The organism is Geomonas edaphica (assembly GCF_004917075.1).
GTDB lineage: Bacteria > Desulfobacterota > Desulfuromonadia > Geobacterales > Geobacteraceae > Geomonas > Geomonas edaphica.
The window spans coordinates 1,039,456-1,061,933 of the sequence record NZ_SSYB01000001.1 but is presented as its reverse complement, the minus strand read 5'-3'; the positions used below and the strand labels follow the sequence as shown (position 1 = coordinate 1,061,933).

Sequence of the window (22,478 nt, the reverse complement as noted above, 5' to 3'; positions counted from 1 at the left end):
ACCGTGCTTTAGTCTCGGAGCAGTGAGCATGGCATCACGTTCCCCCCTTTGCGAAGGGGGGGCAGGGGGGATTTGCCTTGGTTTAAGCAACAAGCTCTTTCTGACTGGCGCTCGCCTTCGATAACAAATGAGACTGCGGAATACCGTGGCTGTCTCGAAGCAAAAAGCAAATCCCCCCCGTCCCCCCTTCGCAAAGGGGGGAGCGCATGGGCACCTGCTACGCTTCGTGGACACCGTTTCCCGCCACACCCGGAATTCCCGGGTAAACATTGCTTGAGGGGTAGGGCTGTAAAGCACAACACCGCGGTAGAGGAGGACGGACATGCATCTGCTGGTTGTTGACGACGAGGAGACCCTGAGGAGCGTGGTGTCCCAGGTGCTGACCGCCGACGGCTTCAAGGTATCCGAGGCGGCGAGCGGCGAGGAGGCGCTGGAGGTGTTTCGGTCCGGCTCGCACCAGCTCGTGATCACCGACATCCGGATGGGGGGGATGAGCGGCATCGAGCTTTTGACCAGGATCAAGGAGCACAACCCGGACACCCAGGTGGTGATCATGACGAGCCATGCATCGCTGGATTCCGCTATCACCGCACTGCGTGCCGGCGCCTACGACTACCTGGTGAAGCCGTTCGAGAGCCTCGACCTCATCTCGGCGGTGGCGGGGCGCGCGGCGGAAAAGGCGCGCCTCGTGGCGCAGAACCGGGAGCTCCTAGAACAGTTGACCCACGCCAACGAGGAACTCCAGGAGGCGAACCGGGCCTTGAAGGAGATGGCGGTGCGCGACGGCCTCACCTCGCTCTACAACCACCGCTACTTCCAGGAGTCGCTGGCCCAGGAGGTGGCGCGCTCGAAACGCTACGACAAGCGCTGCTCGCTCATCTTCTTCGACGTGGACCACTTCAAGCATTACAACGACACCCACGGCCACCCCGAGGGGGACCGTCTCCTGAAGGGGCTCGCCGGTTTGCTGACCGCGAACACGCGGGCGTGCGACCTGGCGGCGCGCTACGGCGGTGAGGAGTTCGTCCTTTTGCTTCCGGAGACCGGCAAGGAGCTTGCCTTGAACGTTGCGGAGGATCTGCGCAGCCGGGTGGCGGAACACCCTTTCGCGGGGGGAGAGACCCAGCCGCTCGGGCGGGTGACGGTGAGCATCGGCGTCGCCGGGTTCCCCGAAGACGGCGCCGATGCGGCGGCGCTCTTGTCTTGTGCCGATCAGCTATTGTACCGGGCCAAGAACGAAGGGCGCAACAGGGTGGTGGGAGGCTAGTCGATCTTCTCGCGCCGGATCAGGTCGAACTCTCCTGCGCCGGCCACCCCTTCGAGGACCACGCGCTGGTTCGCGTGCGCCACGCTGAGCGGCGTCCCCTCTAGGTCCCGCATCCCGGTCAGGGTGAAGCGGGTGAAGCTCGCCCCCTGGCCGATCAGCTCGAGGACGTCGCCAACCTTCAGGCGGTTTCTCACGAGCACCTGCGTCCCTTCGGAAAGGCCCTCCTCAACGAGCGCCACGAACTCGTAGTTCCTCACGTAGCAGGAGAGGTACTCGTGGTCGACGTCGCGCGGCTTGCCGAAGAGAAAGCCGGTGGTGTAGCCGCGGTGGCTCACCTTGGCGAGCTCCTCGAGCCAGTGCGGCTCCAACCGGTAACCCTCCGGGTCCTCCCAGTAGCGGTCCAGCGCCTCCCGGTAGATCCGTATCACGCTCGCCGCGTAGTAGATCCCCTTCATGCGCCCCTCGATCTTCAGCGAGTGCACCCCGCTCTCCACGAGCGCCGGGAGGTGTTCGATCAGGCAGAGGTCCTTCGAGTTGAAGATGAAGGTGCCGCTTTCGTCCTCGTGGATCGGGAAGTACTCGCCCGGGCGGGTCTCCTCGACGATGGAATAGTTCCAGCGGCAGGGCTGGGTGCATTCCCCCTTGTTGGCGTCGCGCCCGGTCATGGCGCTCGAAAGGAGGCAACGCCCCGAGTAGGAGATGCACATGGCGCCGTGGACGAAGACCTCGAGCTCGATGTCGCAGCGCCTGGCCGTCTCGGCGATCTCCTTGAGGGACATCTCGCGGGCGAGGTTCACCCGGGTCACCCCCTGGGACTGCCAGAAGCGCGCGGAGCGCCAGTTGGTCGTATTGGCCTGGGTGGAAAGATGGATGTCGCGTCCGGGATGGCGCTCGGCGATGAGCGCCACGACACCGGGGTCGGCGGCGATGAAAGCGTCGAAGGGGATGTGGGCGACCTCGTCCAGGTAGTGCTCGAGCTCCGGCAGATCGGCGTTGTCGGCGAAGGCGTTCACGGTGAGGTACACCTTGACGCCGTGCGCGTGCGCGTAGGCTACCCCCGCCTTGAGCTCCTCCCCGGTGAAGTTCCCCGCGAGGTTTCTGAGACCAAAGGCCTTTCCCCCGAGGTACACCGCGTCCGCGCCGTAGCGGATCGCCACCTTCAGCTTCTCCATGTTCCCCGCCGGAGCGAGGAGCTCGGGCTTCATCCTCCCACCCGCCGTCCTGCCGCCTTGCATCTTCTTCTGCAACGTCACCTTACCCAGTTCTTCTTGCGTCACCTTCACTCCCTTGACCGTACCTGCCTGTGGATCTGTGAGGCTGCCGGCCCTGGCGCCGGTCCTGCACCGGGACAACGTAGCATAGAGCGCGGCGATAATGAACCCCCCAAAAAGGCAGCATTGTCCTGTCAGCCTCAATCGGACCGTTTCCACCTCTCCCCCTCCCTTGACTGGAGGGGGCCGGGGGGGTGGTGAAGCCGCATGCCAAGATGATGATGGCGCCTTCCCCCACCCCCGTACCCCCTCCCGCAAGGGGAGGGGGGATTTTGCAGCTACGGTGATCTAACCGTACACCGCTGCCCAAAAGGTCTTTATTCTTGACATTGCGAGGCAAAACGCTTTAATTATGTTAAATTTTTCTCGGCTCTCACACTTCAGGCCGGGAAACGGCACTCTTGCCGACCCGCTCTCATCGCGGTTTTACCGGTCCGCTCCGGTCGTGTTACCCTTTCAAAGACGGCAAAGTACTAATGAATGATTCGGCCGTCCTGTACCGCCTGTTGTCATGAAGCCGTTGTATCAATTTGCAAAGACCTCGCGGCGCGCGTGCCCGAGTAGGAGGGTGGGGTGTTCACGCCCCTAAAGGAGCCTATGAGAAAATACCTTGGTCTGGCGGCACTGCTCTTCATTTGCCTCACCACCACCGCACCCTTTGCGGCGGCGCAGGAACAACCCACCATCTACACCATCGTCCCCGGCGACACCCTCTGGGGGCTGTCGCAGCGCTTCCTGAGAGATCCCTACTACTGGCCAAACCTCTGGGCGAACAACCAGACCGTCGGCAACCCGCATTTCATCTACCCGGGGCAGAAGGTGCGCATCTACTCCGACCGCATCGAGATCGAGCCTATCCCGGCACCTCCGCAGGCGGAGCAGCCCAAGCCCCAGGAGCCGCGCGAGGAGCCCCAGGCTGCGACCTTTGCAGTGAACGGCAGCGAAGGCTTTCTCATCGAGAACGGGATGAAGCCCTCCGGCATCATCATCTCCCTGTACCAGAACCGCGAGATGGTCGGTGCCGACGACATCGTTTATACCGATATCGGGCGTGTAAACGGCGGCAACCCCGGCGACCGCTTCCTCATCTACAAGAAGATCGGTCCGGTGAGCCACCCGATCACCAACGTGATCCTCGGCCAGCAGGTGATGCCGCTTGGCGAGCTGCAGCTCTCAGAGGTCGAGGAGAAGGCCTCAAAGGCGATCGTCACCAGATCGTTCCTGGAGATCAGCGCCGGCTCCTTCCTGATGCCGTACCAGGAGCGCAAGCTGACCGTGCCGCTTAGAGCCGCCGACCGCGACCTCACCGGCTACATCGTGCAGACCCAGACCGGTAACCAGGCCCTCGCCGTGAACGACGTGGTCTTCCTCGATCTCGGCAAGGCGCAAGGGGTGCAGCCCGGCAACATGCTCTACATCGTGCGCGACGTGGTGCCCGACCAGCGCTACACCCAGGTGAAGATCGATAAGCTCCCGGTGGAGGTTGTCGGCGCGCTTGTGGTGGTTTCCACCGGGATGAACAGCTCCACCGCCGTGATCGTTAAGAGCGTGGACACCGTGTACCGCGGCGACCGCGTGGAGATGAAAAAGAGCAGGTGACGCCAAAGGGGGTGACCCCATGGATCACTACTACTGGTTCGCCCTGAAATCGGTCCCCCTGGTGGGAAACGTCACCTTCCTGCGGCTCCTCGCGCACTTCGGCTCGCCCGAGGCGGCGCTCAAGGCGCCGTACCGCGAGCTTGTCGCCGTGAAAGGGGTGAGTGCCGCCGCGGCCGCATCCATCGTCGAGCACGACTTCGCCCCTTTTGCGCAGGCAGAGTGCGAGAAGGTTTCCGCGAAAAAGGTGCAGGTGGTGGACATCCTTTCCGGGCGCTACCCGCGCCTTTTGATGGAGATCCCGGACCCGCCCCCCTACCTCTATGTGATGGGGGAGCTGGACGGCAGCGAGACCGCGGTAGCCGTGGTCGGTTCCCGGCGCGCCTCGCATTACGGGCAGAGCACCGCAACACTTCTGGCACGGGAACTGGCCGGGCAGGGGATCACGGTGGTTAGCGGCATGGCACGCGGCATCGATACCGCGGCCCACTGGGGTGCCCTCAAGGCGGGCGGAAGAAGCGTCGCCGTCCTTGGCAGCGGCATAGATGTGATCTATCCCCCGGAGAACGATGTCCTGTACCGCACCCTTTGCGAGAGCGGGGCGGTCATCACCGAGTTCCCGATGGGGAGCGAGCCGCTGGCCGAGCACTTCCCGAGCCGCAACCGCATCATAAGCGCCCTGTCGCGCGGTGTCGTGGTGGTCGAGGCGGGGGAGGCGAGCGGGTCGCTCATCACGGCGCGCTACGCGCTCGAGCAGGGGCGCGAGGTGTTCGCGGTACCCGGCAACGTCACCGCGAACGGCAGCCGCGGCGCCAATGCCCTGATCAAAGAGGGGGCGAAGCTGGTGCAGCAGGTGGAGGATATCCTTGAGGAACTCTCCATCGAGCCCCGCTTCACCCATCCCAAAGGAAATCCCCCGTCGTTCCCGCTAACCCCGCAGGAGGCCGAACTCTACGCCCTCATCTGCCAGGGGGTGCTTGAAATCGACGAGCTCATCGCGCAGAGCGCGTTGACAGCCGGCGAGGTTTCCGCTACCTTACTGCGCTTGGAAGTGAAGGGAGTGATAATCCAGCTCCCCGGCAAGCGTTTCACGCCGGTCTGAACCATTACCGTTACCAGGTGGTTACATGTCTCAAAATCTCGTCATCGTCGAGTCGCCCGCAAAGGCGAAGACCATAGAAAAATTCCTCGGCCCCGAGTACAAGGTGCTCGCCTCCTTCGGTCACGTGCGCGCCCTCCCGAGCAAGCAAGGGTCGGTGGACGTTGAGCACGACTTCGAGCCGAAGTATGCCGTGCTCCCCGAAAGCAAGAAGCACATCGACGCCATCAAGAAGGAGATGAAGGGTATCTCCGCGCTCCTGCTTGCAACAGACCCCGACCGCGAGGGGGAGGCCATCTCATGGCACCTGCTGGCGGCGCTGGGGCTCGACGGCAAGAAGAAGCCCCCCTTCGAGATCAAGCGCGTCGTCTTCCACGAGATCACCAAAGACGCCATCGTGCACGCGGTGCAAAACCCGCGCGATATCGCGCTCGAACTGGTCGACGCCCAGCAGGCCCGCTCCATCCTCGATTACCTGGTCGGCTTCACCCTCTCCCCGTTTCTCTGGAAGAAGATCCGCTACGGCCTCTCCGCCGGACGCGTCCAGTCCGTGGCACTCAGGCTCATCTGCGAGCGCGAGAAGGAGATCCAGGCCTTCAAGGAGCAGGAGTACTGGACCATCGGTGCGAAGCTCGAGACCGCCAAGAAGCAGGGGCTGACCGCGGCGCTGGTCGAGGCGGAAGGAAAGAAGCTCTCCAAGTTCGACATCCCCGACCGGGACGCAGCTTTCCGGCTCTTCGGGCTTCTGGGTGGGCGCAAGTTCCCGCTCCAGGAGAGTGACGAGAAGGGTGTGCCGCTCGTGGTGCAAAAACCGGTTGACCCCGAATACCGGGTCGACAAGGTCACCAAGAGCGAGCGGAAACGCTCCCCGTCGCCGCCGTTCACCACCTCCACCCTGCAGCAGGAGGCGGCGAGAAAGCTCGGCTTCTCCGCGAAGAAGACCATGTCTACCGCCCAGAAGCTCTACGAGGGTATCGACATCGGCGACGGGCACATGGGTCTCATCACCTACATGCGTACCGACTCCGTGGCGCTCTCCAACGTGGCGCTCGAAGAGGCGAAGAGCGTCATTACCTCGCTCTACGGCAAGGAGTACGCCCTTGAGAAGCCGCGCTTCTTCAAGAACAAGTCGAAGAACGCCCAGGAGGCCCACGAGGCGGTCCGTCCGACCTACATCTCCAAGACTCCGATCGAGCTGAAGAAATTCCTCACCTCGGACCAGTTCAAGCTCTACGACCTGATCTGGAAGAGGACCGTTGCCTGCCAGATGGCTGAGGCGCTCCTCGATCAGACCTCCGTCGAGATCACCGCGGGCCCCGGTTTCCGTTTTCGCGTCGCCGGCACCGTGATCCGCTTCGCCGGCTTCATGAAGCTCTACATCGAGGGTGTGGACGACGAGGCGGAGGACAAGGAGAAGGAAGGGATGCTCCCGCCGATGACCGAGGGGGACATCCTGAAGCTGAACGACCTGCTCCCCGAGCGTCACTTCACCCAGCCGCCGCCGCGCTACACCGAGGCGACCCTGGTGAAGACCCTGGAGGAGTACGGCATCGGGCGTCCGTCCACTTACGCCTCCATCATGAACACGCTCACCGAGAGGAAGTACGCGCGCTTGGACAAGAAGCGCTTCTTCCCCGAGGACGTCGGGATGGTGGTCTCGGATCTTTTGACCAACCACTTCAACCAATACGTCGACTACAACTTCACCGCAAACCTCGAGGAAGAGCTCGACATGGTATCCCGCGGCGAGAAGCAGTGGCGACCGCTTCTGCACGAGTTCTGGGGGCCGTTCATCAACCTTCTGAAGCTTAAGGAAGGGGAGGTGAGCAAGTCCGACCTGACCACCGAGGCGACCGACGAGGTCTGCCCCGAGTGCGGCAAGCCCCTCGTCGTGAAGCTCGGCAAGTTCGGCAAGTTCTTCGCCTGCAGCGGGTATCCCGAGTGCCGTTACATCCGTCGTCTCGACAAGGAGACCGGAGAGGTGGCCGAGCCGGTCGTCTCCGACGAAGTCTGCGACAAGTGCGGCAGCAAGATGCTCATCAAGGAAGGGCGTTTTGGTAAGTACCTCGCCTGCTCCGCGTATCCGAACTGCAAGAACATCCAGCCCTTGGTGAAGCCCAAGGGGACCGGCATCACCTGCACCGCCTGCGGCAAGGGAGAGCTGATCGAGAAGAAGTCCCGTTTCGGGAAGCTTTTCTACTCGTGCAACCGGTATCCCGAGTGCAAGTTCGCGTTGTGGGATCTGCCGGTGCAAAAGCCCTGTCCGAAGTGTGGCTTCCCGCTTCTGGTGAAGAAGGTGTACAAGCGCACCGGCGAGTTCCTTAAGTGTCCAAAGGAAGGGTGCGACTACCAGAGCAACAAGGAGTAGGATAGGGAGTCGGTAAAAGCGTGTTTTTCGTGCGGGGTCTTCGGGCCCCGCTTTGATTTTCAGAAGCAAAAGGCATTAACGCAAAGACGCAAAGGCGCGGAGACGCGAAGGGAAAAAACGGGTTAAACCCGAAAGACCTTTCCAAGCCTTTGGACTTTGGTTTTGCAGTTTCCATCCAGAAGGTTTCTTTGCGCCTTGGCGGCTTTGCGTCTTTGCGTTGAAGCTTTTAAGGTTTTAGGAGAATTGAATGCAGCATGTAACGGTTATAGGCGGCGGTCTCGCCGGTTGTGAGGCAGCGTGGCAGGCGGCGAATCGCGGCGTGAAGGTCCGCCTCTACGAGATGAAACCGCACAAGTATTCCGAGGCGCACCACCTCCCCGGCCTCTCCGAACTGGTCTGCTCCAACTCGCTCCGCGGCGACGCCCTCGAGAACGCGGTGGGGCTTTTGAAGGAGGAGATGCGCCGGCTGCACACCCTTTTCATGGAAGGCGCCGAAGCGACCAAGGTCCCCGCCGGCGGTGCTCTCGCCGTCGACCGCACGCTTTTCTCCGAGTACGTGACCAGAAAGATCGAGTCCCACCCGAACATCGAGGTGGTGCACGAGGAGATCACCCGCATCCCGGAAGAGGGGATCGTCATCGTCGCCTCGGGGCCGCTTACCGGCGGCGCGCTCGCCGAGGAGATCGGCCGCCTCACCGGTAACTACCTCTACTTCTACGACGCCATCGCCCCCATCGTCGCCGCCGATTCCATCGACTACGACAGGGCCTTCCGCGCCTCGCGCTATGGCAAGGGGGACGGCGACGACTACCTGAACTGCCCCATGGACGAGGAGCAGTACAAAAATTTCGTTCAGGAAATCCTTGCCGCCGAGAAGGTGGAGCCGAAGAGCTTCGAGAAGGTGGTGCACTTCGAAGGGTGCATGCCGATCGAGGAGATGGCGAGCCGCGGCGTCGAGACGCTGCGCTTTGGACCTATGAAGCCGGTGGGGCTCGTCGACCCGCGCGTCGGCGTCGAGCCCTACGCCGTGATCCAGCTGCGCCAGGAGAACATGGAGGCCACCATGTACAACCTGGTCGGCTTCCAAACGAAGCTCACCTGGCCTGAGCAGAAGCGGATCTTCCGCATGATCCCGGGGCTCGAGAACGCGCAGTTCCTGCGTCTTGGCTCCATGCACCGCAACACCTTCATCAACGCCCCGAAACTTCTGCTCCCCACCTGCCAGTTGAAGGAGGATTCCAGGATCCTCTTCGCCGGGCAGATCACGGGCGTGGAAGGGTACGTCGAGTCCGCCTCGAGCGGTTTCGTGGCAGGCGTCAACGCCGCGCGCCTGGTATTGGGAGAGACGCTCATCGTCCCTCCCGCCGAAACAGCCATAGGCGCCCTGGCACGACACATCACCAACACCGAAGCCGAGCACTTTCAACCTATGAACGTGAACTACGGGCTTTTCCCGCCCCTGGTTGGGCGCATAAAGAAGAAGGAAAAGCGCGGTCTTCTGGCCCAGCGCGGTCTTGAGGCGCTGGAGAAATGGCTTCCCGAGGTGACGGCCTAGCTGTCGTGATAGCCTAGTCGCCGCGAGGGATGGGGAGGGTGCCATGACGGGAAACAAGGAGAGTCAGGAAATAAGCGTGGTCGGCAGGCTTTTGTCCCTTGAGGCCCTGGTCTTCGTTATGGGTGTCGCCTCCCTCGTCTACGGTCTAGCCACCGGCAGCCACAAAAGAACCGCTCTGGGCGCCGCCGCTGTCCTTCTCGTCATTCTGGTCTATCGTCTCTGCCGCCGCCGTAAAGGCGAATAATTATTCGCAGGCAGCCCAGCAGCCCAGCAGCCCAGCAGCCCACGCAGCGCCACTCGAGCCCCAGCGTCCCCCCCTTTGCGAAGGGGGGACAGGGGGGATTTGCCTTTATCCCCCGCTTGATAGTCTCGCTGTAAATTGCAAGGAGTACCGATATGAACCAACCCATAGTGCTCGCCTCCGCCTCTCCGAGGCGCAGCGAACTGCTCGAATCCGCCGGCATCGCCTTCCGCGTCCTCCCCGCCGACATCTGCGAGGACCCGCTTCCGGGCGAGGAACCGGTGGACCACGTGCTGCGTCTGGCCGAAGGAAAGGCCCGCGCCGCCTCGGAAAAGACCGACGGTCGCTTCTTTCTCGGCGCCGATACGATCGTCCTTTGCGACGGCGAGATCATGGGCAAACCGAAAGACCACAACGACGCCTTCCGCATGCTGAAGAAACTCTCCGGCGTGCCGCACGAGGTCGTCACCGGCTTCGCCATCTACGACCGTGAACGCGACGGCGCCGTCGTCGAGGCGGTGCGTACCAAGGTGTACTTCAAGCAACTGCGCGACGAGGAGATCGAGGCCTACATAGCCACCGGCTGCCCCTTCGACAAGGCTGGCGCCTACGCCATCCAGGGGGGCGCCGCCCACATGGTGCAAAAGATCGACGGCTCCTACACCAACGTGGTCGGGCTGCCGCTTTGCGAGGTGGTGGAACAGTTGAGGGTAATGGGCGCGTTGCCGCAGTAAGGAGGGTGCCATGGGCGAGATAACCGAAAACCTGAAAGCGATCGAAGGGCGCATGGCGCAGGCCGCACTTAGGGCCGGACGCGATCCGAAGGAGGTCCGGCTCGTCGCCGTCTCCAAGACCAAGCCTGCCGCGGCCATCGCCGAGGCATACTCCTTCGGTCAGCGCATCTTCGGCGAGAACTACGTGCAGGAACTGGTCGGCAAAGTCGATGAGCTGCCGGAAGGGATCTGCTGGCATTTCATCGGCAACCTCCAGAGCAACAAGGTGCGGCAGATCGCCGGGAAGGTCGAGCTGATCCATTCCGTGGACCGCGCAAGCCTCGCAAAAGAGATCGACCGGCAGTGGGGCGCCTTGGGCCGCGTGTGCGAGATCCTCATCCAGGTGAACATCTCGCGCGAGGAAACCAAGGGTGGCACCAGCAGCGAGGAGCTCATCGACCTGGTGCGCGAGGTGGCACAACTGCCGCACGTGAAAATCGTGGGTCTCATGACCATGCCCCCCTTCTTCGACGAACCGGAACTGGCGCGCCCCTTCTTCAGGAAGCTGCGCGAACTCTCCGAAGAGGTTGCAGGTGCGCGAATAGAGGGCGTCGAGATGCGTGAGCTCAGCATGGGGATGTCCGGGGACTTCGAGGCGGCAATCGAGGAGGGGGCTACCCTGGTGCGGGTCGGCTCGGCGCTCTTCGGCGAGCGCCAATACCACTGAGGCCGGGAAGGGGAATCAACGTGCAACAAAAGGAAAAAACGGTCTCGAAACTAAGACGCCCCTTCGTGGCGGGGGGCGCCATCGTTGGGGCGGTTGCAAGCGGCTTTTATCTCTACCACAGCGCTGCGAGGGCGACCGTCGTCGCCGATCCCATCTGGACCAGGTTCGTCAACGTCGCCCTCATCATGTTCGTCTCCATTTACCTCGCCAACCTGCTCAGGCGAGGGGTGGAGCGCTTCATCAGGAAGGACTAGTCCTTTTCTTCCCTCATCGCGACCGGCGCCAGGGCAAGGTACGCGGCAACCTTCTGGGCGATGAGCGATTCCAGCACGGCGAAGAAGAGCGAAACCGTGGCGTAGCACGCAAGCGTCATCTCCATCGAAGCCGGGATGCCCAGGTCGTTCGGCGAGTTGTGCGCCATCCAGATCATGGCGACGGCGAGGGTCGCGCAACCGAAGTGGCGCCAGACCCAGCGGTTCTGCTCCGCGAGCAGCTGCTCCAGTTGATCGATCTCAGCCTCGTCGCAATGCTGCGCCGTGATCCAGGAAAAGTAGATGCGAGGCAGCATTACCGCGGTCATGATCATGGTTACGGACATCATCAGCGCGCTATAGATGTTCATATTCCCCTCCCTGTGACAATCAAGGCTTCCATCTCGCTGAAGCACAAAGAAGGCCCAAAATCCCGCCTGTGACATTATCTCTCATTAACGCCACTTCTCCTGCTATTACTGACATTTATCTGCCATGCATCTCTTGGCTGCCCTGCTCGCCGCTGCGCTGCTCCCTGTTCACTGTCCGGCATTTGCACACTAGTTGTCCCATCTGTACGCTAAATGACGCACACCCCGCGTCGCCTACGCGGGATATCAACCACTCTCCCCTGCACCTTTACAAAAATTAAGTTGTCACTGCGGCGCGTTCATGCTAACGCTGGAAAGTTCAAAATCAGTCCAGGGAGAAAGCATGATCCACCTTTCCAACATCACGAAACAGCACGGCTCGCAGGTACTTTTCCGCGACGCGAGCTTCCAGATACTTTCCGGCACGAGGACCGGGCTTGTCGGTCCCAACGGCGCCGGCAAGACGTCGCTTTTCCGGATCATCACCGGTGAGGAAGAGGTGGATGCCGGTGAAATCACCGTAGGCAAGAAGACCAGCATCGGTTACTTCTCCCAGAACATCGGCGATATGGCGGGACGCTCCGCTCTTCAGGAGGTGATGGCGGTCTCGGCGGAGACGGTGCGCCTTGCGGGCGAGCTGAAGCAGATGGAGGAGCAGATGGGGCAACCCATGTCCGACGACGACATGGCGAGCCTTCTCGAACGCTACGGTGTCGCGATGGAGGAGTTCGAGCATCGCGGCGGCTACGATCTCGACTCCCGCGCCCAGGAAGTCCTCACCGGCCTCGGCATCGGTCCGGACCGTTTCCACAACCCCGTTGAATCCTTCAGCGGCGGCTGGCGCATGCGCGTGGCTCTTGCCGGTATCCTCACCCTGCAGCCGGACGTGCTTCTTCTGGACGAGCCGACCAACCACCTGGACGTCGAATCGATCATCTGGCTCGAGGAGTGGCTTGCCAGCGAGTTCAAGGGCGCGCTCCTCATGACGAGCCACGACCGTGACTTCATGAACCGCGTGGTGAGCCGCATTGTCGAGGTGGCCAACAAGACCGTGACCACCTACGGCGGTAACTACGATTTCTATGAACGCGAGCGCGACATCCGGCGCGAGCAGCTTTTAGCAAGCTACAAGCGTCAGCAGGAGATGCTCGCCAAGGAAGAGGAGTTCATCGCCCGCTTCGCCGCCCGCGCCTCCCATGCCGCCCAGGTGCAGTCCAGGGTGAAGAAGATCGATAAGATCGACCGCATCGAGATCCCTCCCGAGGACAAGGTGGTCAAGTTCGTCTTCAACGAACCGCCGCGCAGCGGCGACGACGTCGTCATCATGGAGAACCTCGGCAAGAGCTGGCCGAACCCGGACGGGAGCGAACACCCCATCTTCTCCGGGGTGACCGGCGTCATCAAGCGCCTGAGCAAGATCGCCGTGGTCGGTGTGAACGGCGCGGGCAAGTCGACCTTCTTGAAGACCATCGCCGGGCAGACCGAGGCGACCACCGGCAGCGTGGCGCTCGGTGCCAACGTGGAGCTCGGCTACTTCAGCCAGCACGCCATGGAGATCCTCGACCCGAAGAAGACCATCTTCGAGACGGTGCAGGACGTCATTCCGCTGGCCACCATCGGCGTCATCCGTAACCTCCTGGGTTCCTTCCTCTTCCAAGGGGACGACGTCGACAAACGTATCGAGAACCTCTCCGGCGGCGAGAAAAGCCGTGTCGTGCTGGCCACGCTCTTGGCGCGTCCGGTCAACTTCCTCGTCCTCGACGAACCGACGAACCACCTGGACATCCGGTCGCGCGAGATCCTGTTGGACGCCCTTTCGGGATTCCAGGGTACCGTCATCCTGGTAAGCCACGACCGTCACTTCCTGCGCGAGTTGGTGGACCGGGTCATAGAGGTTGACCACGGCGAGATGCGCGTCTACGAGGGGGACTACGACTACTACCTTTCGAAGACCGAGCACCGCCACCACGTCTGAGTCGGCGGACATTAGCGCCCTTTACATTCTTGTTTGCCTTCCGGGGGCGCTCCGTGTTATAAGACGCATGCCGTTATTCAAATGCCATCAGCCAAAGGAGAGCAGCCGCATGTCCAAACAGAACGAAATGACCTTTAAATACATCTTCACCTACGACTACAACCCCGTCTACGTGAATGGCGCCCACGGCGGTATCTCTCCGCGCGGCGAGCTCGTCATCAACTTCTACCTTGAGCGTCAGCCGCTTCCGAACGCCATCAGCCATGAGATCACCGCCGTCGGCCAGATCGGTCCGGAGACCGAGGTTGAGCCGTCCGATCTGGGCAGGAGCCTGGTGCGTCAGGTCATCAACGGTATCGTTGTGAACCACCAGACCGCCCGCGAGCTGCACTTCTGGCTGGGCGAGAAGCTCAAGGAATTCGAAGCGATGGAGCAGGCACGTGGCGCCATGGCCGCAGAGCAGGCAGGTCAGGTAACCCACTAGGGTAAGTGCGTAACCGGCATCACAAAGGGGCGGCGTTCCTAAACGGAGCGCCGCCCCTTCTTTTGGTTCGCAACGAATCTGGAGAATGCAGAGTAGTGCTCGCCACGAAGCGCTGCCCTCGCCTCAGCGTTCCCCCCTTTGCGAAGGGGGGGCAGGGGGGATTTGCCTTTTAGATCGCGAGTCCTTACTTCCCGAAAAGCGCTGAAATAATAACTTTTTAGCCGCAAGCAGTAAGGGAATCAAGGGCAGCCCCCTTTCCCCAAAGGAGCAAACGTGTCAAAGAAGTGTGTCGTTGGAAGCGAGTCAGTGCGGATGATCGAGCTTGGGCACCCCTGGATCATCGCCGATGCCTATACCAAGAAATGGCATGCCGGCGAGGCCGGGGACCTCGTGGAACTGGTCGATGCCTCCGGCGCCTTTCTCGCCACCGCTCTCCTTGACCCGGCAGACCGGATCGTGGCGCGGGTGCTCTCGCGCGAGAGGATGCGCCTTGACCGCGCATGGGTGCTAAAGCGCCTGGAGCGTGCGGTGCAGCTTAGAAAGCAGCACGCCAACCTGGAAGATTCCGACGCCTACCGCTTGGTGAACGGCGAAGGGGACGGCCTTCCCGGCCTCACCGTCGACCGCTACGGCGATTACCTCATGGTGCAGATCTACTGCTCCGGCTGGCGCAGGTACCTCAAACTCGTCACCCAGGCGCTCGAAGACCTCCTCGCACCGGCCGGGATCTACGAGAAGGTGCGCCCCCAGAACACGCGGGAGCTCGAGGCCGCCAGCGACAGTAAGAAGTACGGCCATCTCCTCGCCGGGACCCCAGCGCCGGAACCGCACCACGTGCGCGAGAACGGCCTCGTCTTCCAGGTGAGCCTCGAGCGCGGACTCAACACCGGGCTCTTCCTCGACATGCGCAAGAACCGCCGCGAACTCATGGCACGCGTGAAGGGAAAGCGCTTTTTAAACCTCTTCAGCTACACCGGCGCCTTTTCCGTGGCGGCTGCCGCGGCGGGGGCGAGCCTCGTCACCAGCGTGGACGCCTCACCCGGATACATGGCGCAGGCGAGGGAAAACTTCAACCTGAACCGGCTTAACCCGAAGCGCCACGAGTTTCTGGTGGGGGACTGCTTGACGACGCTCGACGACCTCGCTCGCCAGAAGAAGGTGTACGACGTGATCCTCATGGATCCCCCCTCCTTCTCGACCACCTCCAAAAACCGCTTCACCACGCGCGGCGGGACTTCCGACCTCGTCGCGTCGGCGGTGAGGCTCATAAAGCCGGGTGGGCTCCTCATTACCTCGTCGAACCACCAGAAGGTCGATCTTGCGGATTACCTGAAGGAACTGCGCAGGGGGGCACTGCAGGGTGGGGCGGAATTGCAGGTGATTGCGGTCACCGGGCAGCCGGAGGATTTTCCGTACCCGGTGACCTTTGCGGAAGGGCGTTATCTTAAATACGTCGTAGCTGTGAAAGGGTAGGGGCCGCTAGCTCACGCCGCAGTCGCGCAGGTACTTCGCGTAGCGCTTGTCGGTGAGCTCGATGTGGTTCAAGACCCAGCTGGAGAGGAAATTCAGCAGTTCCAGCGCGAGCCCCGGCTTGTTGCTCCCAAGGCGCTCCTTGAAGGCGAACGCCTTCGCTATGAAGCGCTGGTGCTCCAGCTCGTGCAGCGCCATCTCCGGATACTTGTGCTTGCGGAACAGCTCCTCCTCGACTGCGAAGTGCGCCTGGGCGTAGTTGAACAGGTTCGTCAGCACGTCCTCCACCGCGTCCGCCCCCTGATTCTTCCTGATCGCCTCGTCCAGTTCTTCCATCATCTGGATCAGCCTTTTGTGCTGCTCATCCACCTTCGATATGCCGAGGCTGAGGCTATCCGACCATGCCACTATTTCCATGAACCTCTCCCTTCGGGTTGCGTCTGCCTTTTGATGCGTGCCAAATTACGGTACTCTGTGGTATCTTTTGCCGACTGTCATTGCCGCAGTATCCGGAGCCTTCATGCCACGCCCTCCAACAAAGCACTTGGAGATCTTTCACCAGCAGATACTGCTTCCGGACAGCTCTGTCTTCTCGGTTCAGTGGATCGATCTTCCTTCTTCGGTCTCGCTGCGCGCCGCCCCCACGTTCCTACTCGAGCATTATTTCAAGGTCGTGCGCCGCGCCACCTTCGGTATGATCACCCCGGTTGCCGACGCCGACGGGGTACGCTTCCGCGTCACCGGGACCGGTCTCTCCCTGCTTTCATTTGCACCTCCCCGCTTCGAGACCATCGAGGGGGCGCATGCCGTGCACCTCTACATCTGCGGTGGGTTCCTGGTTCAGCCCGGTGAGTGCGACAACGGCATGTTCTCGCTGGTGACCGCACCGGCAGGGGATGGTATCCGTGTCACGGTGCGGCTCTCCGATTACTGCCCGCTGCTGCTTGGCAGCCGCACTCCGTCGAGGCTCAGAAAGCTCCTCTACGGCTGGACGCAGTCGTACCTCCACAAGGTGGTGACCGTGCGCTACCTGGCCTCGCTGTACCACGAGCTGACCGGTGTTACGCCGCGCGTTAGGGTGACCAGGGTGCAGGTGCGGCAGGGAACCGACATCTGACTCAACTTCTCTTCGGACGAGGGAATGACTACTTGAGGATTTTAAACGGCGCTTTTCGTGAATCGGGGATGTTTCAGGCGGGCTTCTTCCGGTTCAGTGATTCGTAAAGGGCGATCTGCTCGGCGATGGAAAGCTTCTTCTTGCCGCTTTGCTTCCCTCTGCACATCCTGCACCTGTCATCTGAGCACCACTGACAGAAATTGCAGTCCTCGCACGGGTGCTTCTTGCAGTCTTTCCCGCACCCTTCCTCTTTACTCATACGGATCACCGAACATATGCGGGGAGCGGCGTTACCACCGCTCCCCTTTTTGTCAGTAGACGATGTTGCGCTTCGGTGCGGTCCCTTCAACGATGCGGGCAAAGGACTTGCCTTGGTCCGCGTTGATGAGGAGGTAACGCGGCAGCTTCATCACCTGGTCGTTCGGACCGGCGTGATGCGCTTCGATGGTGAAGGTGGCGACGTAGCCGGCCTCGGCTGCACGCTTCAGGAGGTAGTCGTCGTAGATGCCGAAGGGCCACGCCAGCATGTCAACCTTGGTGCCGAGTTTCTCCTCGAGGCGCGCCTTCGATTTCTTCAGCTGGGTCTGCACCGACTTCTCGAACTCGGCCGGAGCCATCTTCTTCCTGTCCTTCTTGAAGTTCGGGTGCCAGAAGGTGTGGGACTGGATGTCGAAGCCGTTTTTCTGCAGCGTCTTCAGCTGTTCCCAGGTCATCGCGTACTTGGCGTTCGAGATGGCCGAGGGGTAGACGAACACGGTGACCGGGACGTTGTACTTCTTGGCCAGCGGCAGCATGTCGGTGTAGACCGACTTGTGGGCGTCGTCCTCGACGATAACCACTGACTTCGGTGCCGGCGCCGGTCCCTTTTTCAGGTAGTAGTCCACCAGTTTCCTGAGCGGGATGACGGTATAGCCGTTTTCCTTCAGGTACTTCAGGTGTTCCTCGAATACCGAGGTCTTTATCGTCATGCCGTCGGCCACGGTGGGGCCGAAGCGGTGGTAAAGAAGGATCGGGACGTGGACTCCCTGGGTGACTGCGGCCGGGGCGGCCTTTGCGGCGGGCGCCGCCTGTGCGCCGGTAGCGGCGAAGAGGGCGGCAAGGAGAAGGAACAGGATGCGGAACTTCATGCGGAACAAGACCTCCGTTATAGTTTCCCTTGGTAGAGGGGCGAAGCAAACGACCTAACATAGCAGAAACTTCGCAAATTTGAAACGAGAGAATCCTCCTGAATCATATCAATCTGCACCGAGACCGCGGGATGGTAGAATACCAACAGGAGGTGTACCATGCAAAATTTCGAAGTCAGGTGTCCCTCATGCGGCGCCTTAAACCGCGTCCCCGCCGACAAGGAAGGTATCGCCGGCAAGTGCGGCAGCTGCCGCGGCGAACTTCCTCCGCTTTACTCCCATCCATTGCAACTGGACGACTCCACTTTCAACGCCTTCGTGTCCTCCTACTCCGGCCCGGTACTCGTCGAATTCTGGGCCCCCTGGTGACCTCACTGCGTCTCATTCGCACCGGCGGTGCGAAAAGCTGCAGAACTTCTGGCCGGAAGGGCCGCTGTGATCCAGGTGAACTGCGATGACAGCCCGACCCTGTCGGGACGCTTCGGGGTAAGGGGGATCCCCGTCACCCATCTGTTGCGCGGCACAAAGACCGTGGACCAGATCTCAGGCGCTCAATCAGCCGATGCACTCCTTGCCTGGTTCAGGCGCTGGGAACCATCAGCTTAACGCCACTTCATCTTGTAATCCTTCAGCTTTTTTCCTTCAACGTGCATTGACAGAAAACGTGCCTTTGGCAGAATTGGTGTCGGCGGCTCCGATAATGAGAAAAGGAGGAAGGATGACCAGAGATCAGTTGCAGATTCTTGAGAACCAACTGGTGGCAAACTGCCAGTACAAAGGGATTCAAACGACGCTGCAGAAACTGCTGGAAAGCCTTTACCTGGGAAAGAGCCTCGACGCTATACTTACCGAAATGCTCGAGTGACGCTGCACCCGGCAGGGAAAGCGCCCACTGAGACAGTAACGGCCCAGTAAAGGACCTCAATGCCGGAAAACAAGAAGTCCACAATCCGCCTACAACTCTGCTTCCTGGTCGCTGCGTGCGTGCTGCCCGTGTGGCTTTTGGCCGCCGTGATGGTGCGCCACGCCTACGTGACCAAACTGGACCAGGTGAACCGCGACATGCTGGTGAACGCGCGCGCCATGTCCCTCGTGGTGGACCGCGAACTTGCAAACGTCCAGGCGTCGCTCGCCGCTCTCGCCACCTCCCCATCGTTCAGGAACAGGGACCTCCCCGCGGTTTATCAGCAGTGCAAAGAGGTCCTACGGAACTACCCGGGTGTGGACATCGTCATCGCCGACCGGGACGGGCAGCAGCTCATCAACACCTATCGCCCCTTCGGGAGCACGCTTCCCAAACGCAGCAACCTCGCCATGGTGCGGCGCATCTTCGGGACCGGACAGCCGCAGGTGAGCGACCTTTTCACCGGGGCCGTCACCAAGCGACCGCTCATCGCCATAGACGTTCCCGTCATCATCGACGGCAGCGTAGCCTTTGATCTCTCCATGACCTTCTCGTCCGAAAAACTCTCCGCGATTCTGCAAAGCAAGAACGTCTTCAAGGAGTGGTACGGCGCGGTGTTGGACCGTAACGGCGTCATAACCGCCCGCACAGTGAATCTTGGCGATGTTGTCGGGAAGCAGGCCGGCGCAGAGCTGCGCCGTGCCGCCGAGGCGGCAGGCGAGGGGAGTATCATGCAGACCTTCCCTGCGAAGGAAGAGGCCTTCACCGCCTTTGCCAAGTCTTCCTTCTCCGGCTGGACCGTCGCCTTCGGGGTGCCCAAGCGGTTGGTACTGCACCAGATCTACCTCTGGGTGGCGTGGACCGTCGCCGGGGTGGCCGCCATTTCCATGCTCGGCCTCCTTTTGGCCACCTTCATCGGGCGCCGCATCGCCAAAGACGTGCTGAGCCTCGTGGAGCCCGCGCTCGCCATAGGGCAGGGGAGGGTGGTGACGAGCATACGCAGCGAGTCGGTCAAGGAGACTACCGAGGTGGCTGAGGCGCTCGTGCAGGCGTCGCATCTGTTGCAGCGGCGCGAGACGGAGCGCGATCTTGCCGAGCGGCAGCTCTCCCTCGCTATGGACGAGCTGCGTAGCGAGACCGCGGAAAAGATCCGTGCCCTCGAGGAGTTGCGCAGGCAGGAACAGCTTCTCACCCAGCAAAGCCGGCAGGCGGCCCTGGGGGAGATGATCGGCAACATCGCCCATCAATGGCGCCAGCCGCTTAACGCCCTTGGCCTCATGGTCCAGCAACCGCCTCTTTTTTACGAGCTTGGTCAGGTAGACCGGGAATACCTGGAAGAGCATGCGCGCAAGACCATGCAGATCGTGAAGCACATGTCGCAGACCATCGACGATTTCAGGAGCTTCTTCCGTCCGGATAAGGAGAAGGTTCGCTTCAGGATCGCCTATGAGGTCGGCAAGACCCTCTCCCTCGTGGACGGATGGTTGCAGTCGCTCAACATCACCGTGGAATTGAAGCAGGAAGGCGACCCCTGTATCGATGGGTACCCGAACGAGTTTTCCCAGGTGCTGCTGAACATTCTGCTTAATGCACGCGACGCCATCGTCGAGCGTGCCATCGAGTCACCGCGGGTGCTCATCGCCATCGGAGAGGAGAAGGATAGGTCGATAGTGGTGGTCACCGACAACGCGGGGGGGATCCCGGAGGAGATCATCGACAAGATCTTCGACCCGTATTTCACCACGAAGGGGCCGCAGGCCGGAACCGGGGTAGGACTCTTCATGTCCAAGACCATCATTGAAAAAAACATGGGAGGGGTGCTCACCGCGCGCAACGTCGCGGGCGGCGCTGAGTTCAGGATAGAGGTCTGATATGAAGCTTAGAATGATGGTCGTTGAAGATGACAGGGACACCCTGGAGATACTGGGCGTGGTGCTGCAGCGCAAGTACGTCGACATGGAGATCTGCACGGCGAACAATGGCAGAAAAGGGGTCGATCTCTTCACGCAGGAGAGCTTCGACATCGTGATCACCGACGTGAACATGCCTGAGATGGATGGGATAGCTATGGTCCAGGCCCTCCGGGCCATGAAACCGGATGTGCAGTTGATCTTCATCACTGCCGACACCGGCAGGGCAACCGTCGAACACAGTGTCGGAACCGGATTCCACCTCGATCATTACATAGCGAAGCCGGTGGACTACAAGGACCTTTTCGTAGCAATAGAAAAGTCACTGGAAGCTGTCAACGCCTGCCGTGGCTGACAAAGAGACTCCCGCTACTGCATCGGAAAGGCTCGCTATATTCCATTGTAGATAACGAAAACTGTACAAAGCGTAGCAGGACGCTGTATACTTCACCGCATGTCTGTTGTTATTGCTGTTGATTGAGAAGAGACCTGCAAACAGAAGGAGGACATCCATGAAAAAAACAACTTTAGCAATCCTTGTTGTGGCATCACTCGCACTTCCGACCCTGGCGTCGGCGGCTCCATTTCGCCAGGGGCCCTACATCGGCGGCTTTGTAGGCGTAACCGTCCCGGAGAAGACCGATGCGACCAGCTATGACGGCACCTCCGTTTTTAACGACAGAATTTCTTTTGAGCCTGGCGTGAACGTTGGCGGTGTCCTTGGGTACGACTTCGGTGGGGTCCGCTTTGAGGGGGAAGTCTCCTACAAGGACATCAGGTTCGACACGATAAATGACAACGCCGGTGGGCGATTCAAGGTCGTGGACGGTAGCGTTGATACGACGGCGTTCATGGCGAACGTGTTTTTCGATCTACGCAACCAGAGTCCGATAACACCTTACATCGGTGGCGGGGTTGGCTTCGCCGCCTTGCATCTGAACGACACTTACGGCTATCAGACTAACGGCACCGGTGAGCTTTCCTATTTATCCGATGACGACGTTGTTTTTGCCTATCAGGTGGGTGCCGGTCTAGAGGTTCCGCTGAACCGCCTGCTTTCTCTGGACCTCGCCTATCGGTACTTTGGTACCACCGAAGCCTCCTTTTTGAACACCGAAATGGAGCTTAAAACCCACAACGCTACTGTCGGTCTCAGGCTCAAGTTCTGATAGTTCCGGGGGCCGCATGGCAGATTCCAACGCCCAAAATAATGAGCTGGAACGGCAGAACCAGCAACTGCTGGACGCCTACACCCAACTGGACCGCGCCATGGCCCAGTACGCGGAACTCTACGACAACGCCCCCGTCGGCTATCTCTCCACCGACTTCGACCGGCGCATCGTGAAGACCAACCTCACCTGCTGCTCGCTTCTGAAGCGGGACCGGATCGTCCTGCAGGGGATGGATTTTCTCGATCTCGTGGCCAAGGGATACCGCTCCTCACTTCTGGAGTGCCTGGAGCGGGTCCGGCATCGCAAGGGAAAGCTCGAGTGCGAGGTGAGGCTGTTAAACGGGACGCCGGTACTATTGGCGATGGAGGCCTCCGCCGCGCATCAGGAGTGCCGCATGGTGCTTCTGGACATCACGAAGCAGAAACAGGCCGAGGAAGCGCTTAGGGAGAGCGAGCAGCGCTTCAAATCACTAGTCGAGGTGACCTCTGACTGGGTCTGGGAGGTGAACGAGAAGGGGGAGTACAGCTACGTAAGCCCGAAGGTGTACGACCTTTTGGGTTACGGTCCCGAAGAGGTACTCGGGAAGACCCCCTTCGACCTCATGCCGTGTCACGAGGCAGAGCGGCTGCTCATGGTCTTTGGCGACATCGTATCAAGGCGCGAGCCTTTCCATAACCTGAAGAACGTGAATCTGCGCAAGGACGGCAAGGAAGTGCTTCTAGAGAGTAGCGGCGTTCCCATCTTCGACGATGACGGGAATTTCTGCGGTTTCCGAGGCATCGACCGCGACATCACCGACCGCTGATCAGTTGCAAAGATAAAAGAAAAAGGCCAAGTCATTCGACTTGGCCTTTGCTTTT

23 protein-coding genes are annotated in these 22,478 nt (G+C 60.9%); 19 read left to right on the top strand and 4 right to left on the bottom strand.

Features of this window, described 5'->3' with window-relative positions; all coding sequences use genetic code 11:
- Positions 1-322: 322 nt before the first annotated feature.
- A complete protein-coding gene (locus E8K79_RS04595) occupies positions 323-1,267 on the top strand; it encodes a GGDEF domain-containing response regulator (protein WP_135871512.1) in 945 nt (314 codons plus the stop codon).
- On the opposite strand, the gene E8K79_RS04590 is transcribed toward E8K79_RS04595, so the two are convergent.
- A complete protein-coding gene (locus tag E8K79_RS04590) occupies positions 1,264-2,502 on the bottom strand; it encodes a peptidase U32 family protein (RefSeq protein ID WP_342782499.1) in 1,239 nt (412 codons plus the stop codon). The two genes, E8K79_RS04595 and E8K79_RS04590, sit on opposite strands and share 4 nt — an antisense overlap.
- A 633-nt stretch (positions 2,503-3,135) precedes the next feature.
- Between E8K79_RS04590 and E8K79_RS04585 the strand changes: the two genes are divergently transcribed.
- The 8 genes from E8K79_RS04585 (at position 3,136) to E8K79_RS04550 (ending at position 11,091) form a co-directional block, all read left to right on the top strand.
- A complete protein-coding gene (locus tag E8K79_RS04585; protein WP_136513673.1) occupies positions 3,136-4,137 on the top strand; it encodes a LysM peptidoglycan-binding domain-containing protein in 1,002 nt (333 codons plus the stop codon).
- 19 nt (positions 4,138-4,156) lie between these two features.
- A complete protein-coding gene (gene dprA / locus E8K79_RS04580) occupies positions 4,157-5,236 on the top strand; it encodes a DNA-processing protein DprA (RefSeq protein ID WP_136513672.1) in 1,080 nt (359 codons plus the stop codon).
- A 25-nt stretch (positions 5,237-5,261) separates the two neighbouring features.
- Positions 5,262-7,601 carry a type I DNA topoisomerase gene (topA, locus tag E8K79_RS04575; RefSeq protein WP_136513671.1) on the top strand — a complete coding sequence of 780 codons (2,340 nt, stop codon included), beginning with the start codon at positions 5,262-5,264 and terminating at the stop codon, positions 7,599-7,601.
- A gap of 247 nt (positions 7,602-7,848) precedes the next feature.
- Positions 7,849-9,156, top strand: coding sequence for a methylenetetrahydrofolate--tRNA-(uracil(54)-C(5))-methyltransferase (FADH(2)-oxidizing) TrmFO (gene trmFO / locus E8K79_RS04570; RefSeq protein ID WP_136513670.1), 1,308 nt, complete (start codon positions 7,849-7,851; stop codon positions 9,154-9,156).
- A 43-nt stretch (positions 9,157-9,199) separates the two neighbouring features.
- Positions 9,200-9,400, top strand: coding sequence for a hypothetical protein (locus E8K79_RS04565; protein ID WP_136513669.1), 201 nt, complete (start codon positions 9,200-9,202; stop codon positions 9,398-9,400).
- A 152-nt stretch (positions 9,401-9,552) separates the two neighbouring features.
- On the top strand, positions 9,553-10,131 hold the full coding sequence (locus tag E8K79_RS04560; protein WP_136513668.1) for a Maf family nucleotide pyrophosphatase: 579 nt from the start codon (positions 9,553-9,555) through the stop codon (positions 10,129-10,131).
- A gap of 10 nt (positions 10,132-10,141) precedes the next feature.
- Positions 10,142-10,837, top strand: a complete 696-nt coding sequence (locus E8K79_RS04555) for a YggS family pyridoxal phosphate-dependent enzyme (protein WP_136513667.1) — start codon at positions 10,142-10,144, stop codon at positions 10,835-10,837.
- A 20-nt stretch (positions 10,838-10,857) separates the two neighbouring features.
- Positions 10,858-11,091 (top strand): hypothetical protein, encoded by a 234-nt coding sequence (locus E8K79_RS04550; RefSeq protein ID WP_136513666.1) that lies wholly within the window; start codon positions 10,858-10,860, stop codon positions 11,089-11,091.
- On the opposite strand, the gene E8K79_RS04545 is transcribed toward E8K79_RS04550, so the two are convergent.
- On the bottom strand, positions 11,088-11,459 hold the full coding sequence (locus E8K79_RS04545) for a hypothetical protein (protein WP_136513665.1): 372 nt from the start codon (positions 11,457-11,459) through the stop codon (positions 11,088-11,090). The two genes, E8K79_RS04550 and E8K79_RS04545, sit on opposite strands and share 4 nt — an antisense overlap.
- A 343-nt stretch (positions 11,460-11,802) precedes the next feature.
- On the opposite strand from E8K79_RS04545, the gene E8K79_RS04540 reads away from it, so the two are divergent.
- The 3 genes from E8K79_RS04540 to E8K79_RS04530 all read left to right on the top strand — a co-directional run bounded on the left by E8K79_RS04540 (position 11,803) and on the right by E8K79_RS04530 (position 15,391).
- Positions 11,803-13,434, top strand: a complete 1,632-nt coding sequence (locus E8K79_RS04540; RefSeq protein WP_136513664.1) for an ABC-F family ATP-binding cassette domain-containing protein — start codon at positions 11,803-11,805, stop codon at positions 13,432-13,434.
- A gap of 109 nt (positions 13,435-13,543) precedes the next feature.
- Complete coding sequence (locus E8K79_RS04535; protein WP_136513663.1) at positions 13,544-13,918, top strand: hypothetical protein; 375 nt, start codon at positions 13,544-13,546, stop codon at positions 13,916-13,918.
- Between the two features lie 273 nt (positions 13,919-14,191).
- The gene (locus E8K79_RS04530) at positions 14,192-15,391 is read left to right on the top strand and encodes a class I SAM-dependent rRNA methyltransferase (RefSeq protein ID WP_136513662.1); all 1,200 of its coding nucleotides are present in this window, start codon (positions 14,192-14,194) and stop codon (positions 15,389-15,391) included.
- Between the two features lie 6 nt (positions 15,392-15,397).
- Here E8K79_RS04530 and E8K79_RS04525 read toward each other — a convergent pair whose 3' ends face one another.
- Positions 15,398-15,805 (bottom strand): bacteriohemerythrin, encoded by a 408-nt coding sequence (locus E8K79_RS04525; protein WP_135871538.1) that lies wholly within the window; start codon positions 15,803-15,805, stop codon positions 15,398-15,400.
- Positions 15,806-15,908: 103 nt separating this feature from the next.
- Between E8K79_RS04525 and E8K79_RS04520 the strand changes: the two genes are divergently transcribed.
- Positions 15,909-16,505 (top strand): hypothetical protein, encoded by a 597-nt coding sequence (locus tag E8K79_RS04520; protein ID WP_136513661.1) that lies wholly within the window; start codon positions 15,909-15,911, stop codon positions 16,503-16,505.
- A gap of 311 nt (positions 16,506-16,816) precedes the next feature.
- On the opposite strand, the gene E8K79_RS04510 is transcribed toward E8K79_RS04520, so the two are convergent.
- Positions 16,817-17,632 (bottom strand): polysaccharide deacetylase family protein, encoded by an 816-nt coding sequence (locus tag E8K79_RS04510; RefSeq protein WP_136513660.1) that lies wholly within the window; start codon positions 17,630-17,632, stop codon positions 16,817-16,819.
- A gap of 159 nt (positions 17,633-17,791) precedes the next feature.
- On the opposite strand from E8K79_RS04510, the gene E8K79_RS04505 reads away from it, so the two are divergent.
- The 6 genes from E8K79_RS04505 (at position 17,792) to E8K79_RS04485 (ending at position 22,423) form a co-directional block, all read left to right on the top strand.
- Complete coding sequence (locus E8K79_RS04505) at positions 17,792-18,238, top strand: thioredoxin family protein (protein ID WP_136513659.1); 447 nt, start codon at positions 17,792-17,794, stop codon at positions 18,236-18,238.
- Positions 18,239-18,350: 112 nt separating this feature from the next.
- Positions 18,351-18,497 (top strand): hypothetical protein, encoded by a 147-nt coding sequence (locus E8K79_RS21230; RefSeq protein ID WP_198419456.1) that lies wholly within the window; start codon positions 18,351-18,353, stop codon positions 18,495-18,497.
- A gap of 59 nt (positions 18,498-18,556) precedes the next feature.
- Complete coding sequence (locus E8K79_RS04500) at positions 18,557-20,407, top strand: sensor histidine kinase (RefSeq protein ID WP_136513658.1); 1,851 nt, start codon at positions 18,557-18,559, stop codon at positions 20,405-20,407.
- Between the two features lies 1 nt (position 20,408).
- On the top strand, positions 20,409-20,801 hold the full coding sequence (locus E8K79_RS04495; protein WP_136513657.1) for a response regulator: 393 nt from the start codon (positions 20,409-20,411) through the stop codon (positions 20,799-20,801).
- Between the two features lie 157 nt (positions 20,802-20,958).
- Positions 20,959-21,615 (top strand): outer membrane protein, encoded by a 657-nt coding sequence (locus tag E8K79_RS04490; RefSeq protein ID WP_136513656.1) that lies wholly within the window; start codon positions 20,959-20,961, stop codon positions 21,613-21,615.
- Between the two features lie 16 nt (positions 21,616-21,631).
- The gene (locus tag E8K79_RS04485; RefSeq protein WP_136513655.1) at positions 21,632-22,423 is read left to right on the top strand and encodes a PAS domain-containing protein; all 792 of its coding nucleotides are present in this window, start codon (positions 21,632-21,634) and stop codon (positions 22,421-22,423) included.
- Positions 22,424-22,478 lie beyond the last annotated feature (55 nt).

Coding starts and splice junctions, on each gene's coding strand:
- E8K79_RS04595 (WP_135871512.1), top strand. CDS start 323: ATGCATCTGCTGGTTGTTGACGACGAGGAGACCCTGAGGAGCGTGGTG.
- E8K79_RS04590 (WP_342782499.1), bottom strand. CDS start 2,502: ATGCAAGGCGGCAGGACGGCGGGTGGGAGGATGAAGCCCGAGCTCCTC.
- E8K79_RS04585 (WP_136513673.1), top strand. CDS start 3,136: ATGAGAAAATACCTTGGTCTGGCGGCACTGCTCTTCATTTGCCTCACC.
- dprA (WP_136513672.1), top strand. CDS start 4,157: ATGGATCACTACTACTGGTTCGCCCTGAAATCGGTCCCCCTGGTGGGA.
- topA (WP_136513671.1), top strand. CDS start 5,262: ATGTCTCAAAATCTCGTCATCGTCGAGTCGCCCGCAAAGGCGAAGACC.
- trmFO (WP_136513670.1), top strand. CDS start 7,849: ATGCAGCATGTAACGGTTATAGGCGGCGGTCTCGCCGGTTGTGAGGCA.
- E8K79_RS04565 (WP_136513669.1), top strand. CDS start 9,200: ATGACGGGAAACAAGGAGAGTCAGGAAATAAGCGTGGTCGGCAGGCTT.
- E8K79_RS04560 (WP_136513668.1), top strand. CDS start 9,553: ATGAACCAACCCATAGTGCTCGCCTCCGCCTCTCCGAGGCGCAGCGAA.
- E8K79_RS04555 (WP_136513667.1), top strand. CDS start 10,142: ATGGGCGAGATAACCGAAAACCTGAAAGCGATCGAAGGGCGCATGGCG.
- E8K79_RS04545 (WP_136513665.1), bottom strand. CDS start 11,459: ATGAACATCTATAGCGCGCTGATGATGTCCGTAACCATGATCATGACC.
- E8K79_RS04540 (WP_136513664.1), top strand. CDS start 11,803: ATGATCCACCTTTCCAACATCACGAAACAGCACGGCTCGCAGGTACTT.
- E8K79_RS04535 (WP_136513663.1), top strand. CDS start 13,544: ATGTCCAAACAGAACGAAATGACCTTTAAATACATCTTCACCTACGAC.
- E8K79_RS04525 (WP_135871538.1), bottom strand. CDS start 15,805: ATGGAAATAGTGGCATGGTCGGATAGCCTCAGCCTCGGCATATCGAAG.
- E8K79_RS04520 (WP_136513661.1), top strand. CDS start 15,909: ATGCCACGCCCTCCAACAAAGCACTTGGAGATCTTTCACCAGCAGATA.
- E8K79_RS04510 (WP_136513660.1), bottom strand. CDS start 17,632: ATGAAGTTCCGCATCCTGTTCCTTCTCCTTGCCGCCCTCTTCGCCGCT.
- E8K79_RS21230 (WP_198419456.1), top strand. CDS start 18,351: ATGACCAGAGATCAGTTGCAGATTCTTGAGAACCAACTGGTGGCAAAC.
- E8K79_RS04500 (WP_136513658.1), top strand. CDS start 18,557: ATGCCGGAAAACAAGAAGTCCACAATCCGCCTACAACTCTGCTTCCTG.
- E8K79_RS04495 (WP_136513657.1), top strand. CDS start 20,409: ATGAAGCTTAGAATGATGGTCGTTGAAGATGACAGGGACACCCTGGAG.
- E8K79_RS04490 (WP_136513656.1), top strand. CDS start 20,959: ATGAAAAAAACAACTTTAGCAATCCTTGTTGTGGCATCACTCGCACTT.
- E8K79_RS04485 (WP_136513655.1), top strand. CDS start 21,632: ATGGCAGATTCCAACGCCCAAAATAATGAGCTGGAACGGCAGAACCAG.